Here is a 19496-nt window from a genome sequence, read left to right on the forward strand (position 1 = left end):
CCGCTCCCGGCGACCCGGCGCGCGCGGCCCCTACAGAACCGGCAGCGGCGCCGCCCCCATGGTGGTGATGCGCCCGGCATTGAGGATCGACGCCGAGTTGATCAGCGACAGGTGCGAGAACGCCTGCGGAAAATTCCCCACCTGCCGCCCGGTGGTGGCGTCATATTCCTCGGCCAGCAGCCCCAGGTCGCTGCACAGCGCCAGCAGCCGGTTGAACAGGGCATGGGCCTCCTCCATCCGCCCCTGGGCGACATAGGCATTCACCAGCCAGAACGAGCAGGCGATGAACGATCCCTCATCCCCCGCCACCCCCTCGACCACATGATCGGGCAGATAGCGGCGGACAAACCCATGCTCGTCCAGCAATTCCCGCTCGATCGCCGCGATGGTGCCGCCCACGCGCGGGTCCTCGGCCGGCAGGAACCCCACGACCGGAATCAGCAGCAATCCCGCATCCAGCCCGGTGCCGCCGAAATACTGGACGAAGCTGTTCTTGTCCGCGTTGAAGGCCTCGCGGCACACCGTGTCGTGGATATCCTGCCGCAGGGCCTTCCATTCCTCCAGCGGCGCCTCCAGCCCGTATTTCTCGACATCGCGAATCGCCCGGTCGAACGCCAGCCAGCACGAGATCTTGGACACGGTGAACTGCCGCCGTCCCCCGCGCACCTCCCACATTCCCTCGTCCGGCTCCTTCCAGATCGTCGCCAGATGCTGCAACAGCCCCACCTGCAACCGCCAGCCGTCGGTGATGGCGCACAGGCGCGTCTGCCGGGCGACATGCAGGGCGGCGATCGCCTCGCCATACACGTCGAGCTGTAGCTGCCCCGCCGCCGCATTGCCCACCCGCACCGGCTTCGAGCCCTCATAGCCCGGCAGCCAGCCCGCCTCCCATTCGTTCAGCAGCCGCTCGCCGGCGATGCCGTACATGATCTGCACCTGGTCGGGGCTGCCCGCGACGGCCGCCTGCAACCAGTCGCGCCACGCCATCGCCTCGTCGTAATAGCCGCCGGCCATGATCGCGATCAGCGTCAGCGACGCATCGCGCAGCCAGCAATAGCGATAATCCCAGTTGCGCCCGCCCCCCAGCTCCTCGGGCAGCGAGGTGGTGGGCGCCGCCACGATCCCCCCCGTCGGCTGGTAGATCAGCGCCTTGAGCGTCAGCAGCGAACGCCGGACGATGGAGGCATGCTCCCCCTGATAGGTGCAGCGCCCGATCCAGTCCGACCAGAACTGCTCCGTCCGGTGCAGCGCCGCCCGCGCATCGATGGGCTGCGACAGCGCACCGTGCGAATCCATATAGGTCAGCACGAAGGGCACCTGGTCGCCCTCCGACACGATGAAGCGCGACACGGTATGGCGGTCCTCGCCATGCAGGGCCACCGGGCAGCGCAATACGCAGCGCGAAGGCCCGGCGATGGCGCTGATGCCCATATTGTCCGGCAGCCGCGTGACCCAGGGCACCGACAGCCCGTAATCGAAGCGCAGCACCAGCCAGTTCAGGATCGGCACTGCCCCCCGCCGCCCTTCGATGATCCGGATCAGCGTCGGCTCGGCGGCGCCGATCGCCATGAAGTCCAGAATCGCGACCACCCCGGTATGGGTCTCGAACACCGTCTCCAGCACCATGCCCTGGTTGCGGTACGACCGCGTCACCGTCACCGGCGTGCCCCCGCGCTCCTCGTCCGGCGCCAGTTGCCAGTGCCCGTTCTCGCCATCGCCCAGCAGGGCCGCGAAACAGGCCGGACTGTCGAATCGTGGCCAGCAAAGCCAGTCGATCGACCCGTTCCGCCCGACCAGGGCGCAGCTGCGTCCATCGCCGATCAGGCCATAATCCTCGATTTTCAACGGCGTGACTGTGACCACGGATCCTCCAGAGACAAGACGCCAGAGACATGACACCCAGGACCGGCGGCGCCGAAGGGCAACCCCGTCCCCTCCGATGCTCCGCGCTTGATTTTCGTCCCATTTATCGATACGGACAGTCACGCGGAATCGGAGGATTCGCCTTCATTTTCGCAAGGCCCTGCTTCGTCGCAGGAAAACAGGCCGAAAAGCCTGCCGAACCACATCGTGGCGGAATGGACGGGACCACACCACTGACACGTTCGAGAGAATTTTGAGCGCCAAGACGAATGCCTCCGCTTCGGCCGAACATGACGCCGAAGCCCATCCCGTCTCCATTGTTCCACCTGACACGGACGCCGGCTCCCCCGGTGGCGAGCCGTCCGCTTCCGGTGCCGTGGATCTCCCCGGCGAGCAGGCAGACGCAGCCCCGCAGCCGCTCTTTTCCGATCTGGGCCTGTCCGAGCCGATCCAGCGCGCCATCGACGAAGCCGGCTACCGCCATCCCACGCCGATCCAGGCCCAGGCCATCCCATATGTGCTGATGGGCCGCGACGTGCTCGGCGTGGCGCAGACCGGCACCGGCAAGACCGCCAGCTTCACCCTGCCGATGCTCGAGATCCTCTCGGGCTCCCGTGCCCGGGCCCGCATGCCGCGCTCCCTGATCCTGGAGCCGACGCGCGAACTGGCGCTGCAGGTGGCCGAGAATTTCGTCAAATACGGCAAATACCTCAAGCTGAACCACGCGCTGCTGATCGGCGGCGAAAGCATGGCCGAGCAGAAGGACGTGCTGAATCGCGGCGTCGACGTGCTGATCGCGACTCCGGGCCGGCTGATCGACCTGTTCGAGCGCGGCGGCCTGCTGCTGACCCAGACCCGCCTGCTGGTGATCGACGAAGCCGACCGCATGCTCGACATGGGGTTCATCCCCGATATCGAGAAGATCGTGGGCATGCTGTCCCCGCTGCGGCAGACCCTGTTCTTCTCGGCCACCATGGCGCCGGAAATCCGGCGCCTGGCCGACATGTTCCTGCAGAACCCCAAGGAAATCACCGTCAGCCGCCCCTCCTCGGTCGCCACGACCATCGAGGCCGGCCTGGTGGTGGTCGACGAGGAAGACAAGCGGCGCGTGCTGCGCCAGATGCTGCGCAGCGACGCGGTGCAGAACGCCATCATCTTCTGCAACCGCAAGCGCGATGTCGACGTACTGTGCAAGTCGCTGGTAAAGCACGGCTTCTCGGCCGGCGCGCTGCATGGCGACCTGCCGCAGTCGGTCCGTTTCTCGACGCTCGAGCGATTCAAGGCCGGCGACCTGAAATTCCTGGTCTGCTCCGACGTCGCGGCCCGCGGCATCGATATCGGCGGCCTGTCGCATGTCTTCAATTTCGACCTGCCCTTCCATGCCGAAGATTATGTGCACCGGATTGGCCGCACCGGCCGCGCCGGCCGCACCGGCCACGCCTACAGCCTGGCCTCGCCGCACGACCGGGGCCTGGCCGAGGCGATCGAAGCGCTGATCGGCCACCCGATTCCGCGCCTGGCGGTCGAGGGCGTGACCCAACTCGAATGGTCCGAGGAAGAACGCCCCCGTGGCGGCAAGGGTCGCGGACGCGGCCGGGAGAAGGACGACCGCCGCGGCGGCAAGCCCGCCCGCCCCGCTCCCGCCGCGCCGGTCGAGGCCAGCCCGGCTCCCGAAGCCGCTGCCGCGCCCCCTCCGCCGCCCCCCGCGCGCAAGCCCGCCCCGCCCCGCCATCATCGGGAGCGCGAGCAGGACGATTCCGCCGCGCACATCAACGGCAACCCGGTTCTCGGCTTCGGCGCCGAGGTTCCGGCCTTCATGCTGCTGCCGCGCCGGCAGTTCACGATCACGCCCTCGGCCGAGGACGAGAGCGCCCACACGGCCGACGAACTGGCCTGACAGCCTGACCGACCCTGCGCGCCGGCAATGATCCAGCCCGCAGGTCCCGTGCCTCGCGGCGGGCGGCCCTCACGGCCGCCCCGCTCCGGCATGCGGAAACACATGACAGGCGCGGCCCATACCGGCGCAGGCCGGCCGGGACAGCTTGGACACATGAAACCGATGAACATCGAAATCGATATCAGCGCGCTCGGCGCCGACGGCGACGGCATGGCCCGCATGCCGGACGGCGAACCGCTGTTCGTCCCCGGCGCCCTGCCGGGCGAGCGTGTGCAGGCCGACCGGATCGACGCCCGCTCGGCCCACCTGCTGTCGGTCCTGCGCCCCAGCCCGGATCGGGTGGACCCGCCCTGCACCCTGTTCGGACAATGCGGCGGCTGCGCCATCCAGCATTTGTCCCTCCCCGCCGCGCTGGACTGGAAGGCCGAAACGGTCGTCCACGCCCTGGCGCGCGCCGGCTTTGCCGATCCCCGCGTCACCGCACGGTTCCAGAGTCCGCCCGCCTCCCGGCGCCGCGTCGACCTGGCCATCCGCCGCCGGCCCGACGGCGTGGCGATCGGCCTGCATGCAAGACGTGGCGACGTCGTCGACCTGACGACCTGCCCGGTCCTCGCCCCTGCCCTGTTCGCCCTGCTGCCCGCCCTGCGCGACGTCGCCCGCTCGCTGGGCGCGCTGCGGCAGAACGGCGACGTGCTGATCAACCTGCTCGATTCGGGGCCGGACCTGCTGCTGGCGACCGACGGCCCGCTGGAGCCGAGCGACCGCGCCAAGCTGGCGGAATTCGCGCGCCACCAGCACATCCCCCGCATCGCCTGGCGCCAGGCCGGCACGACCGACATACCGGAGACCGCCGCCCAGTCCGGCCCGGTGCATCATGCGTTCTCGGGCGTCACCGTCGCCCCGCCCCCCGGCGCCTTCCTCCAGCCCAGCAGCGAGGGCGAGGCCGCGATCATCGCGGCGGTCCTGGCGGGATTGCCGCGCAAGCTGGGCCGCCGCGACGCGATCGTCGAACTCTATGCAGGCTGCGGCACCCTGTCCTTCGCGCTGGCCGAAAAAGCCCGGGTCCTGGCCTTCGAAGGCCACCCCGACGCCGTCGCCGCCCTGCGCCGCGCCACCAGCGGCACCCGAGTCGTGGCCGAGCAGCGCGACCTGAACCGCCAGCCGATCATGGCCCGCCAGATCGCCGAGGCCGCGGCCGTCGTCCTCGACCCGCCCTATATGGGCGCCGGCGCCCAGATGGCGCAGATCGTCGACGGCAAGCCGGCCCGGGTCATCTATGTCAGCTGCAACCCGCAGGCGCTGACCCGCGACGCCGCCGGGCTGAAGGCGGCCGGCTACCAGCTGGACGGGGTCACGGTCATCGACCAGTTCCTGTGGTCGACCGAGGTCGAAGCCGTCTGCGTCTTCAGCGCCCCACCCGCCCCGCGCCGCCGGACCCGATAAACCCCCGGCAGGCACCCGGCCGATACGCCGCACGACGCGAATCGCCCCACACAAAAAAACAGGGCCCAGATCGCCTCAAGCTGAAGCGACCCGGGCCCGATCCGATACGGACACCCTCATTCAAACCGGCCGGGCGCTCCCCGGCCGGCCTCGCATCACCAGATCTTCACGCGGTCCTGCGGCTTGAGATAGAGCGTCTGCCCCGCCTTGACGCCCCATGCGGCATACCATGCGTCGATATTGTGCATCGGCATGTTCACGCGCGCGACCGGCGGCGAATGCGGATCGACGACGATCTGCTGGTGCATGGCATCGTCCCGCACCTTCTCGCGCCAGACCTGCGCCCAGCCCAGGAATACCCGCTGATCGCCCGTCAGCCCGTCGATCACCGGGGCCGGCTTGCCGTGCAGCGAGGCATGATAGGCATCCAGCGCCAGCGTCAACCCGCCCAGATCGGCGATATTCTCGCCCATCGTCAGCTTGCCGTTCACATGCACGCCCGGCAGCACCTCGAACGCATCGAACTGCGCACCCAGCCGGTCCGCAAGCTTCTGGAACCGCGCCGCATCCTCCTTGGTCCACCAGTCGCGCAGCCGTCCATGCTCGTCGAACTTGCGGCCTTCGTCATCGAAGGAATGGGTCATCTCATGCCCGATCACCCCACCGATGGCACCGTAATTGATCGCCGGGTCCGCCTTGGGGTTGAAGAAGGGCGGCTGGAGAATCGCGGCGGGGAACACGATCTCGTCGAACACCGGCATATTGTAGGCATTGACCATTTGCGGGGTCATGTCCCACTCGTCGCGATCCACCGGCTTGCCCAGATGCCCCAGCCAGTAACGCCATTCGAAGGCGATGGCCCGCGTGGCATTCCCATACACGTCGCCCTTGCGGACCGTCAGCGCGCCATAGTCGCGCCACTTGTTGGGATAGCCGATCTGGACGGTGAAATTGTCCAGCTTGCGCAGCGCGGCGGCACGGGTCGCTGCCCCCATCCAGCTGTTATGTTGCAGCCGGACATGGAAGGCCGCCTTCAGCTCGTCCGTCAGATGGCCCATCTCCACCTTGCTCTCGGGCGGGAAATAGCGCGCGACATAGACACGGCCGATGGCCCAGCCCATCGCGGAACTCGTCGCCCCCACCGCACGCTTCCAGCGCACGGGCAATTGCGGCTGGCCGGACAGCGTCTTGCCGTTGAATGCGAACCACGCATCGACAAACGGCTTCGACAGGTCGGGCGCCGCATTATCCGCCAGATGGAAGGCCAGCCAGGCCCGCAGGGTCGCGATATCCGCCGCCCCCAGGATCTTCGCCTCCCCCGCAATCGCGTCGGGCTCACCCGCGATCAGCACGCGCTGCGCCAGGCCTTCCTCGGGGATTCCGGTCCCCTTCAGCCATGTCGCCCAGTCGAAGCCGGGCGCGTCCTTCTGGAGCTGCGCCAGCGTGCGCGGATTATAGCTCTTCTCCGGATCACGCATCTCGTCGCGCGCCCAGTGAACCTTCGCAATCGCCGTCTCCAGGGTCACGATATCCGCCGCCGCCTGCTTCGCGTCGGGCCAGCCGATCAGGCCGAGCATCGTCTCGACATAGGCCTGGTACGCGGTCTTCTTCGCGGCGAAGGCCGGCTTGGCGTAATAATCCCGGTCCGGCATGCCCAGCCCCGCCTGGTCGAGGTCCAGCGCATATTGCGTCGGGTCCTTCGCATCGGGCTGGATCATGAGCGAGAACGGCGAGGTCTGGAACGTCTCCTGCGCCGACGCGACCAGGGCGGCGAAGGACGCGGCATCGTGCACGGCGCGAATCGCCGCCAGATCGGCCGCCAGCGGCCTGGCGCCCAGCGCCTCGACCCCCGCCTCATCCATGAACGAGGCATAGAACGTGCCGAGCTTGCCCTCGATCGTGGTGGGGTTCGCCTGCGCCTGGGCCGAGACGTCGTTCAGGATCGCCTGCACCCGCGTGCGCGACAGTTCCGCAAGCTCGTTGAACGGCCCCCAGCTCGTCCGGTCTGCCGGGATGACCAGATGATCGACATAGGTGCCGTTGGCATAGCCGAAGAAATCGTTGCCCGGCTTCACCGACAGGTTGCGGCCCGACAGGTCGAAGCCCCACGCGCCCTGCGACGACGCGGGCACGCCCGGCGCCGCGGGGGCCGCCACGGTAGCGGCCCCCGCGCCCGTCCCCGCCAGCATCCCGGCGAGGCAGGCGGTGCCCAGCAGTATCATGGTCCCGGCACGGCGTTTCGCGACGCCCCGATATTTCGTACGGATCAAATCGATTCCCCCTGGCGCGCGGCCGCGCGCCGATTGCGTGTCATGGTCGTCCAGGCCGTGCGAGCCACAAATGCCCGCGCTCAGAAATTCGCCTGGACCGTAAGCTGGAACGAACGGCCGATGATGCCGTCGAAATAGCGCGAGGTCGAACCCGTATACGGATATTGCGGCCGCGCATCGAACACATTGTTGATATTCAGGTTTGCCACATAATGCTTGAGGAAGGTGTAGCCAATGGTCGTGTTGAACGTGAAATATTGTTTAAAGGTCGCGATCGAATAGGTATCCGGGGTGACGTTCAGCGCATAATGGCTCTTCCCGTAATAGATCATCTGCCACTGGAGCATCAGGGGCCCACGGAAATAACTGATATTGGTCGTGAAATTATCGCGCGGATTGCTCGTGTCGCCGACCTGCGCATAGGTCTGGCCCAGCAGCGTCTGCTGGTTGAAGAGGTAATGCATGTAATTGACGGTCATCTCGACCGCGCCCGATTTCGGGCCCAGCCCGACATCGTCGAGCGTCAGGAAGTAATCCAGCCTGGACTGCACGCCGCGCACATGCTGGCTCGCGATATTGTAATAGCCCTCCTTGAAATTCGTGATCTGCCCGGAGGCATCCCGCGTAAAGGCCGAGCAGTAGGCATTCGGAAAGCTCGTCGAATCGTAGCACGCATCCATGATCTGCGTGATGTCGAGTTGCTGGATCTCGTTCTGGAGGTCGATATCCAGGAAGTCGGAATTGATGGTCAGCCCGCGCACCCAGCGCGGCTGCAAGGTGACGCCGCCGGTGAAACTGTTCGCCGTCTCGTTCTGCAGATGGCGGTTGCCGCCCGAACTGCCCAGTACGGTATAATTGTTGATGTTCGACGTGAAATTGGCGGGCACACCCGCACTGGCGCAATTCGCGCGCCGCGTCGCCGGATTGGGCCCGGAGGTAATGAATTGCGGCGAGCACGGATCGTTCCCGCTATCGTAAACCGAGCCATCGGGCGCGAACAGTTCCGTAATCGACGGCGCGCGGAGCGAGCGGGTATAATTGCCGTGGAACACCACATCGCGCACCGGCGCATAGGTGCCCCCCGCGGTCCAGGTCCAGAATCCGCCGGTGATGGAGTTGTTGACATAGCGCGCCGCCGCATCGCCCGAGAATTCATACACACCGGGAATATGCATCTTCGGGGCGACCAGCGGAACTTCCAGTTCGGCGAAGGCCTCGTGCGTATGATACTGGCCCGAAACCGGCGAGATCGGAATCGACGTGCCATATTGCTGATAGCTTCCGTCCGCCATGGGCTCGCCGAGGAAGAACGCGCCAGGATTGAAGCTCGTCCCCTCCCGCCGATGTTCGTAGCCCAGGTCCCAGCGCACATCCCCCGCCGGCAGCTTGACGACGGTGCTCTTGACCTCGGCCACGATGTCGAACTGGCTATTGGTCTGCGAGGCCTTGCTCATGGCGGTGATATAGTCGACCGCAGCCTGGTTCGCGGTGCCCGCGCCGAACGGATTCAGCGCCACGCAGTTCGCATTCTGGGTCGGCAGCGGTGAACTCACATAGCCGGGCGCGCAGCCGATCGACCCGTCGGGCAATCGGACGGCATTCAGCGCATTGACGTAATTCTGCGTCACGATCTGCGGCTGATAGGTCTGCGACATCGAGCGGCCATAGGTGCCGGTGATGTCCCAGTCGAAATGGCGGCCGGCAAACTCGAAATCGCCGTTCAGCCCCCCGACGAAGCGGAATGTCTGCGTGTTGGTGGTAAAGGCGCCGGTACCGTAATCGGTATTGGCCCGGGCCATGTAGAACTTGTCGGTCGGCAGGCCCTGGGCGGCAAGGTTCGAGATGATGGTGGCGCGCTCGGCACTTGTCAGGAACGGGTTGCTGGTGCTCAGCACCAGGTTGCCCTCCTGCGTGCCGTCGGCGGCCCCCGTCATGGCGTCCCCGAACAGGGCGGTATTGTAGCTGGGCTGGGCGGAAGTATTGAAGGCGCTCGAATTCTGGTACCAGCCCTCGAACTTCGCCTTCAGGTGATCGGTGATGTCGTAATGGGCCAGCGTGGTCAGGTTCAGCCGCGTCTGGCCGACGATCAGGTTGTCGTAATTGCCGATATTGAACCCGTTGCCGCCCGATCCGGAAATCGCGTCGCCATTGACCGAACGATAGGCCAGCGGCACCAGCGCCGAGCCCGTCTGGTTGAAGATCAGCGGCCGGCCGGCGGCATTGGTCACGCCGGCATAATTCTTGCCATACAGGGTCGGATAGGTATCGGCGGTGACGGGCATGCCCGAATTGGTAAATTCCAGATAGCGCTGGCTGTTTTGCAGCACATATTGATACGGGCTGTTCGGATTGTTGCTTTGCCCGAAATAATTGCTGTCCCCGCCGCCATATTGCGGCCGCGCGGCACGGGTCAGCGGAAGCTGGTCGTTATATTCGACATCGAAGACGACACCGCCCCGGTCATGGTCGAAATGCCGCCCGGCCAGCAGCGCGATCTTGGCCGACCCGTCATCGAGCTTCTGCGAGAAGCCGCCCTGCGCGGTAAATTCCACCCCCTCGAAATCGCTCTTGAGGATAAAGTTCTGCACACCGGCAATCGCGTCCGACCCATAGGCCGGCGCCCCGCCGACGCTCACCGTCTCGACTTTCTTGATCAGCGAGGTCGGAATGATGGCAAGATCCACCGGCGACCCCGCCACCGTGCCGAAGATCGACGACGAGGCATCGGAGACGAACCGCATCCCGTCCACCAGCGTCAGCGTGCGCTGCGCGCCCAGGTTGAACATGTCGGCAAAGAACTGGCCCGCCCCATAGGAGCCCTGGGCCCCCATGTTGGAATTGTCGGGCGCGCCATAGGCCGGGTTTTCACGCAGCAGCGCGGTGCCGACATTGGTATAGCCACGCCGCGCCAGCTGCTCGGCATCCAGCGTGCTGGTCGGCATGATGTCGGTCAGCGCGGAATGGGCCAGGCGCGAACCGGTCACGACAATGGCTTCCGGGTTCGCCTCCGCCCGCTCCGGCGCCACCAGAACGGCGGCATTCGTGGCCTTGATCCCCTCTTCCCGATGCGTGGGCGGCGGCGTCGCGACGATCTTGAGCCCGCCCGACGGCGTCGTGGCAACGGCCAGCGCCGTGCCGCGCAGGGCCAGGCTGACCGCCGCCATCTCGCTCATCTGGCCGCTGATCGCCACCGCCTGCCGGCCCGCCACCTGCTCGGGAGAAAACGCGATGGGTATTCCGGTCTGGGCCGATATCCGCAACAGGGTTCGGGCCAGCGGCGCCGGCGGCAGGGAAAACGCAAAGGATTTCGCCTGGCTGGCAGAGAGATCGGCGGCTCGGCCGGACGAAACGCCCCCAAGGCACGAGCCCGCGAGCAGGAAAAAGGTGGATATACCGACGAGCCGCTGGTTTCTCTTCATCTCTTCCTCATCATTACGGACTGTTTCGGTGTGTCCGTCACAGGGGATGAGGATCGAGCGGCACAAAGTGATACCGGCCACGAAACTTTTTTTTGCGCGGCGGCCGTTACGTCATGGCATTGATCGTCACGACCCCGAAGGGCAGGTGCCGGACGGAGACAGGAAAGATCTCTTCAAGCTGCAACAGCGAACGCGCGGTATCGTTCAGCGAAAACACACCGCTGGCCCGGATACGCGCGGCGCGCGGCGTGATGTAGAGCGACCCGCGACAGTAGGGCGCCAGCCCCGTGACCACCTCGCCGAGCGTCCCGTTCTCCACGATCAGCATGCCGTTGCGCCACGAGGTCGCAAGCCCCCAGTCGATGGCCCGCTCGCGCGGCCCATCCGGCTCCAGGTCGATGGCATGGCTGGCCGGCAGGGTCATCTGCGGGCCGCGCATGGGCATGACGGCCAGCGCATCGTCATGAGCCGTCACGATGGTCCGCCCGTCATCGCGCTGGACCATGAAATCGCCGGCGCGCGCCCGGATCGTCCCGGCGCGGGTGGCCACCTGAACGAACGGCGACGCCGCATCGGGGCGGCTTTCCACCAGCACCGTTCCATGCAGCAGCGTGAAGGCACTCCGCCCCCCGCCGGCGGCGAAGGTGATGGCGCTGCAGGGCGCAAGCGTCGCGGTCGACCGCGCCCCCAGCGCCAGTTGCTGCGTCTCGCCATGGCGCGTGCGGATATCGGCCCGCAGATCCCCCGACAGAAGGTCCGGCCCGGTCAGCACGCCCCCGACACAGGCCGCGCCCGCGGCCACCCCCAGCCCCCGGCGCAGCAGCGTGCGGCGCCTCACCCGGCGCAGATAGACATCCCCCAGCGACTGCCCGCCCAACGTCGCCCGCAGGCGCTCGAGCTGCTGCTCCACCGAAAGGGACTGGCCGTTTCCGCCCTGCGATGAGTCCGTGGGCCGTTTTGGATCGGAAACCATGATGCTTTCTATTACGAACAGGAACGCGGGAACTCAAGGCTTGTCCAGCACGCCCGCGCAGGCGCGTTCGGCGGCGTCGATATATTTCCGCACCATGCTGACCGAGACGTCGAGCCGTGCCGCGATGTCCTGATGGCGCAGATTGTCGATGCGATAAAAGAAGAATGCCGCCCGCGCCCGTGGCGACACATCCTGCAACGCATGATCCATGTGCTGGAGCAGCTGGAGGAATTCGTTCTGCTCCTCCGGGCTGGGCGCGGTTTCGGCCGAGGTCGCCCGCAGCGCATCCAGATAGCTGGCCTCCAGCAGGCTGCGCCGCCTCAGTTCCGAAATCAGCCGCCGCGCCACGACCAGCAGAAAGGCGCGCGGCTCCCGCAGGCTCTCCGCCTGCCGCGATGCGGCCAGGCGGACAAACACTTCGGAGGCGATCTCCTCCCCCTTGCTGCGCGAGCCGAGCTGGCGCGCCATGCGCCCGACCAGCCAGCCGAAATGAGACTGGAACAGCCCTGTCAACGGGTCGGGAAGCCGTGAATGCGTCAGGGGCTGTTTGGTCATCTTACGTTCACAAGGCAATGCCCGGCGCAACAGTCACCGAATACCGTCGCGGCCCGAATGTATAAATACACAAATAAATCGTACAATCATCGAGCCTGTACGACATATGAACGCTTTTCAAGGAGAGTTATGTTCACACATTATTGATATCGTCTAGGCATCATCGTTGACGGAATGTTGCACGCGGCCTTTCCCGGGAACATTATGCAACGATCCGTCATGAAAATCATAACGGGACTGCAATAGGCAATAGGGCCCGACAGAACAGCACACGCTTTTTTCCCGGATGTGTCCTGACGACCACCCGCCCCCCGGGGCGCAATCCATCCGCCGGCATGCAGCCGGCATCATTCGCGGAGTAAAGGATGCGCCTGGGATTTCTGGCCGCTCTTCCAGCCTGTCTTTTCGCGGCCGCGCCCGCCGGGGCCGAGGATATCGCCGTTCGCGGTGCGTTTCATCCGGTCGTGGTGTCGACTCTCGGCCGGATGCAGGCAACGGCGGACGCCATTCGCCTGAAAGACGGCCGGCCAAACGGCCTCCATCTCCACGTCCGGGCCCTCCTGGAACCAGGCGACCGTCCGCCCGAGGACGCCCGCCTCTTTTTCGATGCACGACAGGGCCATCTGTCCCTGTTTCCCGACGGCGGCAACGAAATCGTCTTTCCCGCCGACACGGCCCTGCAAGCGGAAAACCCGAATGTCGTGGCATCCCTGTCCAGCGATCAGGAAATCAGCTTCCAGGCAACGGTCAGCATCGACCAGCCTCCGGCAACCCGCTTCACAGGCCGCGACGCAAGGGGCTGGATGAAGACGCTCGATCGTCAGATCGGCCGCAAGGCCGGTTTCGTCCTGTCGGCCTTTCTCCCCGAGACCAGAACCGTCACCATCACCCTGCCACCCCGGTCGGAATTCTCGGTGACGGAAAGCGGCAGGACATCCAGCCTCGTACGCAACCGGGGCGACAAGCCCTATGATTTCACGTTCCAGCCCCGCGCCTATCCCGCCGAGGCCGTGTTCGAAAGCACCAGGCCGATCGCCGGCATGACAATGGTTTTCCCGGTCCGGTTCGACAGCTGGAAGCGCCCGCCCTCACCCTGAACGGACCACCCCCGTCCGGCGTTACCATCCCTCCCGATGCCCCACAGCATCACAGGAACGGCGCCACAAGGACGGTCCCCATGATCACCGTGCATCATCTCGAAAATTCCCGCTCGCAACGCGTGCTCTGGCTGCTGGAGGAACTCGGCCTGCCGTACGAGATACGGTTCTACAAGCGCAACCCCAGGACGATGCTGGCCCCACCGGAACTCCGCAAGATCCATCCTCTGGGCAAGTCGCCGATCGTCACCGACGGCGACCTCACCCTGGCGGAAAGCGGGGCCATCATCACCTGGCTTCTCGACGAATACGGCAATGGTCGCCTGCGCCCTCCTGCCGGCTCACCGGACGACCGCCGCTTCACCTACTGGCTGCATTATGCCGAAGGCTCGGCCATGCCGCCGCTGGTGATGAAACTGCTCTTTGACATGCTGCCGTCGCGCGTGCCCCTGCTGCTCAAGCCGTTCGCGGCCCTCATCGCAAAGGGCGTGCAGGCCCAGTTTCTGGGGCCGGAAATCAAACGCCACATGGCATTCTGGGAACAATCGCTCACCGAAACCGGCTGGTTCGCCGGCGATGCATTCACGGCGGCCGATATCCAGATGAGCTTCCCGCTGGAGGCCGCCTGCGCCCGCGCGGGGGGCGCACCCCTCCCCCATGTCAGGGCGTTTCTGCACCGTATCCACACCCGGCCCGCATGGGTCCGGGCGCTGGAACGCGGCGGCCCCTATGCCTTTGCCGAGGCATAACCGGAATACACTTCAAGGGGCCCTGCCCCTTGACCCCGGCAGAGCCCTGACCTTCCCCCCCGGCCGTCACAAGCCCAGAAGCTTCCTCACGGCCGGCTCGATTGCGATCATCAGCCCCGCAGGCGGCAGGTTCACCCCGGCGAAGGAGCCGGAGACATCGGCGGAACTGTTGATGGCCGCATCTTCCTGGTCGAAAATCGCCCTGTCCGGCGCCGAAAGCGTCCGCTCCCCATCCAGCGCCTTCAGCCCCGCCCCGGCGATGACGGCAAGATGCCGCGACGTCACCAGCGCATCGGACAGGCCGCGAACCTGCGCCACCGGGGCAAAGGCCGCATCATTGTCCCGCCAGGTCGCAAGCTGCCGCCGCAGCGCCGGCACCACCGAATGGTCTCCCGCCACATAGCGCGCCACCAGCGCCGAGAACCGCAGCGCGGGCGCCGGATCGGGCGACGCGATTTCCCCGATCTCGTCCAGCCGGTTGCCATGCCGCCCCACATAGCGGTTCATGTTGTAGTTGCGCAGCGGAACCGTGGCACTCGCCAGCACCATCACCGGGTCGACCGTGCCGGGCGAAAGCCGGGCCGCCATCCGCCACCTGTTCGCCTCGCCCTGCAAACCGGTGATCTGGAGCTCGGCATTCACCACGGCCAGGCGGCGATACATGTCGTCGACATCCCGCACCTCGGCCGGCGACCAGAACCGCTCGGCAATCGCGGCGGCACGCGGCCAGATCCGCGCATCCAGCATCTCGTCGGTCACAAGCTCCGCCCATAGCGGCGCCTCGCCACCCAGCACGAAGGCTTTCTGCGCATCGGTCAACGGCGGCGGCGCGGGCTCCTTCAGGAAGGCGGCAACCAGGTCGGGGCGCGTGCCCTTCTTCAGCAATCTGTCGGCTTGCTCACGCGTAATCCCGTTCGCGGCCGGATCGTAGGGGTCGACCAGATAATGCTGCCCGGCCGGCTGAAGCAGATCGAGGTAATAACCGGCGGAAACGATGACGGGATGATGCCCTTCGGTGGCCGAGGCGATGAATTTCGAACTGCGCCACACATCCACGACCACGTCGGAGGGAATGGCCGCCTCGCTCACCTCGTCCCACCCGACCATGATCTTGCCCTGCGCGGCCAGCACCTTCTGCACCTGCGCGGTAAACGCCGCCTGCAATGCCTGCGGGGTGGCGTAGCCATGGTCCTTCATCCAGGCCACGATCTTCGGATTCGTCATCCACTCGTCGGGGTCGACCTCGTCCCCGCCGGAATGGAAATAGATATCGGGAAACAGCCGGCCCATTTCGCCATAAAGCTGGCGCACCAGCCGCAGCGTCGCCGGCAGAGTCGGGTCCAGCGCGGCGGTATTCTTGTTCTTCGGCTCCGGATCGACCGGGCTCCGGGCGGCCAGTTCGGGGTGCGCCAGCAGCACGGCCAGCGCATGGCCCGGCAGGTCGAATTCGGGCACGACCCGGATACCCCGATCCCCCGCATAGGCCACCACGTCACGAATCTGCGCCTGGGTATAATATTGCCCGTGCGACCCCTTGGCAGTCAGCTCCGGCAGCACATGGCTCTCTACCCGAAAGCCGGTGCCGTCGCTCAGATGCAGGTGCAGCACATCCAGCTTCAGCATCTCCATCGCATCGATCTGGCGCTTGAGCGTCTCGACCGCCACGAAATGGCGCGAGGTATCGATCATGATCCCGCGCCAGGCAAAACGCGGATGGTCGGCAATGGTCGCAAAAGCCAGTTTCGGGCCGTTTTCGTCCCGCCCGATCAATTGCGCGAGCGTCGCCAGACCGTGCATCACGCCATCGGGCCCGTCGGCGGTCAGCGTGGCGCCGTCCGGCCCCACAACCAGCCGGTAATCTTCCTTCGCGCGTGTGGTCAGCCAGCCCGCATCCTGCCCGGCCTCGATCCGCACCGGCACCGGCGCGGCCTTGGGGTCAACGGGGCCGTCGCCCGCCGGCAGCACCCGCCCGGCCAGCGCGTCGGCCCGGCGCAGGAACCGCCCGGCCGCCGCCTGCATCATCGCGGACGGCGGACGGCTCCACGACACGACAAAGCCACCGCCCAGCGGCAGGGACCCGCCGGGGAACGCCACCGAAGAGGGCACCGGCATCAGCGCCGGAGCGGCAGCCGCCGCAGCCGCCACGGGCTCCGCCGCCACCGGCTGTTCGCCCGGGGGCGTCGCGCAGGCCGAAAGCCCCATCGTCACGGCAAGCAGCGAAGACCCGAGGAGGGCCGCACGCGCGGTCGAAAACTTCATGCTCATTCTCTCCTGGAACAGTCCCCGGACATCGTCGCGGCGGCGCCCGCATCGTCCAGCGCCCGCCGCACCGCCCCGACCGTCGCCCTGTCGGTCGGCACCGGATTGTCGCCGAAACCGGCATTCCGCACACCCTGCCCACGCGGCATGTCACGACCGCGGCAGGACCCATGCACCTCTTCAACCCCCGTGGCAGCTACCAGCGCCGCCGCCGACTCCGGCGAGACCCCTCCACCGGCCATGACGGCAATGCGCCCCCCGGCCCGCGCGACCAGCGCGCGCAGCCGCTCGCGCCCGTCCCACGCCGTGGCGCCCCCACCCGAGGTCAGGATCCGCGCAAACCCAAGCCCGATCGCCACCTCCAGCGCCACGCCCGCGTCGGCGGCCTCGTCGAAGGCCCGATGCAGCGTGGCATGGCGCACGCCGCAGGCGCGGGCATGGTCCAGCAGCCGGCCCAGCATGGCCTCGTCAAGCCGCCCATCCGTCCGGCAGGCGCCCAGCACGATGCCGGCCAGCCCCGCCTGCGCCACGGCGGCGATATCGCCGCGCATGACCGCCTCCTCGGCCGGGGAATAGACAAAATCGCCCGGCCGGGGCCGGATCATGGCAAAGACCGGGCAGGACGCACTGGCGGCCAGCGCCATCAGCCCGGGCGAAGGCGTCAGCCCGCCCACCACCAGCGCGGCGCAAAGCTCCACCCGGTCGGCACCGCCCGCCACCGCCGCCGCCAGCCCATCGGCCCCCTCGACGCAGACTTCCAGCAGGATGCGCCGCCCCTGCATCACCGCCCGCCCGACGCCGCCGACTGGATCGCGACCAGCTCCGCATCATGGCGCATCTGCCATTCGATCGCGTCGCGCTGGGTCAGGGCCGAGGCCGCCGCCTCGTCCAGCAGGACAAGGCAATCCGGATGGAATTGCAGGGCGGACCCCGGCACGGCGGCGCAGACCGGCCCCTCGATCGCCCGTGCGGCAATCGCGGCCTTGCCGGCCCCCGTCACCACCATCAGCGCCCTGCGCGCCTCCAGGATCGTCCCCGTGCCCATCGTGATGGCCCGATTCGGCACGCGCGACAGGTCGCCGCCGAACATGCCGGCATTCTGCACCAGCGTCGCCTGTGCCAGCGTCACGACGCGGGTGCGGCTGGCCAGCGACGATAGCGGCTCGTTGAAGCCGATATGCCCGTTCTCGCCCAGGCCCAGAAGCTGGAGGTCGATCCCCCCCGCCCGCGCAATCCGCGCCTCATAGGCAGCGGCTTCGGCATCGGCATCGGGCGCCGCCCCGTCCGGCACATGGGTCCGCCCCGGCGCCAGATCGACGTGCGAGAACAGATGCGCCTGCATGTAATGGCGGTAGGACTGGGCATCCTCAGCCCCCAGCCCGACATATTCGTCAAGATTGAAGGTGGTGACGCCCCCGAAACCGATCCCCCGCGCGCGCGCGGTCCCGACCAGCAGCCGGTAGATCGCCTCCATGGTACGCCCGGTCGCCAGCCCAAGAACCGAATCCGCCTTGTCGCGCACCTGGTCCGCCAGCAGCCGGGCGGCCAGTCCGGCCGCGCGGGCGGCATCGGGGCAGATGATGATCTTCACGGCGTGTCGCTCCTTCCCGTGGCCGGGGCCGCCCGTCGCGTCCCCGCCCCGCCCCCTGCGCGCAGCGCCAGGATCCAGCCCCCGATGAAGATATAGGCCGGAATGGCCAGCACCATGAAAGCCGGCGTGGTGCCCAGCAGCGGGATAAGATGCACGAAAACCTGCGGCAACACCGCCCCGCCCGAATAGGCCATGACCAGAAACGCCGTGATCCGCCCGCCATCGGGGCCGCCCTCGGCCAGCACGACGGGGAAAAGAGCCGGCAGGATCATCGCATTGGCAAATCCCAGCAGCGCCACGCAGAACACCGGCACCATCCCCGGCGCGACCATCGCCACCAGGCACAGCAGAATCCCGCCGACGCAGGACAGCAGCATATAGCGTTCCTGGTCGACGACACGCGGCACAAGCACCATGCCGGCCAGATAGCCTGCCATCATCGCGGCCAGGGTCAGCGCCGTCAGATATTTCGTCACGTCCAGCGACAGGCCGAAGGACCGTCCATACAGCCCGATGGCATCGCCGGCCATCACCTCCACGCCCACATACAGGAACATGGCAAAGGCGCCGGTCAGCAGCCACCCCGGCTGCGCCGCCCCCCGCGCGCCGCCGGCCGGGGCGGCGGTCTCGATCGCGATCTCGGGCAGCCTCGCCCGCGCGGTAAAGATCGCCAGCAACAGCAGCAGCCCCGCCATTGCGGAATAGGGCGCGTGGACGGCATGGGTAAAGGCGGCCAGCGTGGCCTCCCGGGCCGGGCCGGGCGGCGTCCGGGCGATATCGGCCGCCACACCGCCGACATTGGGCATGACGATCACGGCAAACAGGGCGGGCGCCACGATGCCAGCAAACTTGTTGGCAATGCCCATGATCGCGATGCGCTGCGCGGCCCGGTCATGCCCGCCCAGCAGGCTGACATACGGATTGATCGTGATCTGCAACAGCGACAGCCCGGCCCCGATCACGGTCAGCCCGCTCAGCGCCCCCACATACCATCGCGCGTTGACGCATTCCCCGAACAGCGCGGTCCCCGCCGCCATCACGACCAGCGCCAGCGACAGGCCGCGCCGCAGCCCGATCCGCCGCGTCAGCACCGTCGCCGGCAGCGGAAAGATGAAATAGGCCAGATAGAAACAGACAGGCACGAGGAACGACGTCACGTCATCCAGCTCGAAGGCCACCTGCACGAACGTGATCAGCGGCCCGTTGAGCCAGGTCACGAAGCCGATGCTGAAGAACAGCGTGGCCATGATCAGGATGGGCCGCCAGCCATAGGCCCCGGCGGGGCTGCGTGCCGCAAGCCCGGCCACCCACGACCACCCGGACGTGCCACCGGCCGGTGCAGGCACCGGCCGGCGCGAGAAATCGGATTCCTCCCGCAAG

At 67.0% G+C, this 19496-nt stretch carries 13 protein-coding genes; 4 read left to right on the top strand and 9 right to left on the bottom strand.

Annotated features, from left to right (window positions below; genetic code table 11):
• Positions 1-30: 30 nt before the first annotated feature.
• Positions 31-1863 carry a glycoside hydrolase family 15 protein gene (locus HLH27_RS09255; protein ID WP_182949742.1) on the bottom strand — a complete coding sequence of 611 codons (1833 nt, stop codon included), beginning with the start codon at positions 1861-1863 and terminating at the stop codon, positions 31-33.
• A 376-nt stretch (positions 1864-2239) separates the two neighbouring features.
• Here HLH27_RS09255 and HLH27_RS09260 point away from each other — a divergent pair, with 376 nt between their 5' ends.
• The gene (locus HLH27_RS09260) at positions 2240-3760 is read left to right on the top strand and encodes a DEAD/DEAH box helicase (RefSeq protein WP_338029884.1); all 1521 of its coding nucleotides are present in this window, start codon (positions 2240-2242) and stop codon (positions 3758-3760) included.
• Between the two features lie 162 nt (positions 3761-3922).
• Complete coding sequence (locus HLH27_RS09265; protein ID WP_182949867.1) at positions 3923-5203, top strand: class I SAM-dependent RNA methyltransferase; 1281 nt, start codon at positions 3923-3925, stop codon at positions 5201-5203.
• A 155-nt stretch (positions 5204-5358) separates the two neighbouring features.
• Here HLH27_RS09265 and HLH27_RS09270 read toward each other — a convergent pair whose 3' ends face one another.
• From HLH27_RS09270 to HLH27_RS09285, 4 genes are all read right to left on the bottom strand, one after another.
• Positions 5359-7425, bottom strand: coding sequence for a M13 family metallopeptidase (locus HLH27_RS09270; protein WP_182949868.1), 2067 nt, complete (start codon positions 7423-7425; stop codon positions 5359-5361).
• Between the two features lie 128 nt (positions 7426-7553).
• Positions 7554-10892 (bottom strand): TonB-dependent receptor domain-containing protein, encoded by a 3339-nt coding sequence (locus HLH27_RS09275; RefSeq protein WP_220790352.1) that lies wholly within the window; start codon positions 10890-10892, stop codon positions 7554-7556.
• Positions 10893-10998: 106 nt separating this feature from the next.
• Entirely contained in the window at positions 10999-11865 is an 867-nt protein-coding gene (locus HLH27_RS09280; RefSeq protein WP_182949744.1) for a FecR domain-containing protein, read from the bottom strand.
• Positions 11866-11898: 33 nt separating this feature from the next.
• Positions 11899-12420, bottom strand: a complete 522-nt coding sequence (locus HLH27_RS09285) for a sigma-70 family RNA polymerase sigma factor (RefSeq protein ID WP_182949745.1) — start codon at positions 12418-12420, stop codon at positions 11899-11901.
• 365 nt (positions 12421-12785) lie between these two features.
• On the opposite strand from HLH27_RS09285, the gene HLH27_RS09290 reads away from it, so the two are divergent.
• Both HLH27_RS09290 and HLH27_RS09295 read left to right on the top strand, forming a co-directional pair.
• A complete protein-coding gene (locus HLH27_RS09290) occupies positions 12786-13517 on the top strand; it encodes a hypothetical protein (RefSeq protein ID WP_182949746.1) in 732 nt (243 codons plus the stop codon).
• 80 nt (positions 13518-13597) lie between these two features.
• Entirely contained in the window at positions 13598-14266 is a 669-nt protein-coding gene (locus tag HLH27_RS09295) for a glutathione S-transferase (protein WP_182949747.1), read from the top strand.
• 66 nt (positions 14267-14332) lie between these two features.
• Here HLH27_RS09295 and HLH27_RS09300 read toward each other — a convergent pair whose 3' ends face one another.
• The 4 genes from HLH27_RS09300 to gluP are packed head-to-tail and all read right to left on the bottom strand — an operon-like array spanning position 14333 to position 19495.
• On the bottom strand, positions 14333-16525 hold the full coding sequence (locus HLH27_RS09300) for a beta-N-acetylhexosaminidase (protein WP_182949748.1): 2193 nt from the start codon (positions 16523-16525) through the stop codon (positions 14333-14335).
• 2 nt (positions 16526-16527) lie between these two features.
• Positions 16528-17307, bottom strand: coding sequence for a copper homeostasis protein CutC (locus HLH27_RS09305; RefSeq protein ID WP_182949749.1), 780 nt, complete (start codon positions 17305-17307; stop codon positions 16528-16530).
• The gene (nagB, locus tag HLH27_RS09310) at positions 17307-18116 is read right to left on the bottom strand and encodes a glucosamine-6-phosphate deaminase (protein ID WP_182949750.1); all 810 of its coding nucleotides are present in this window, start codon (positions 18114-18116) and stop codon (positions 17307-17309) included. Before nagB ends, HLH27_RS09305 begins: the two co-directional genes overlap by 1 nt.
• Positions 18113-19495: a glucose/galactose MFS transporter gene (gene gluP, locus HLH27_RS09315; protein WP_338029874.1), complete on the bottom strand. Its 1383-nt coding sequence runs from the start codon at positions 19493-19495 to the stop codon at positions 18113-18115. The genes nagB and gluP overlap by 4 nt, the downstream gene beginning before the upstream one ends.
• Position 19496: the final 1 nt, after the last annotated feature.

The organism is Gluconacetobacter takamatsuzukensis, assembly GCF_014174275.1.
In the GTDB taxonomy this organism is placed as follows: Bacteria; Pseudomonadota; Alphaproteobacteria; order Acetobacterales; family Acetobacteraceae; genus Gluconacetobacter; species Gluconacetobacter takamatsuzukensis.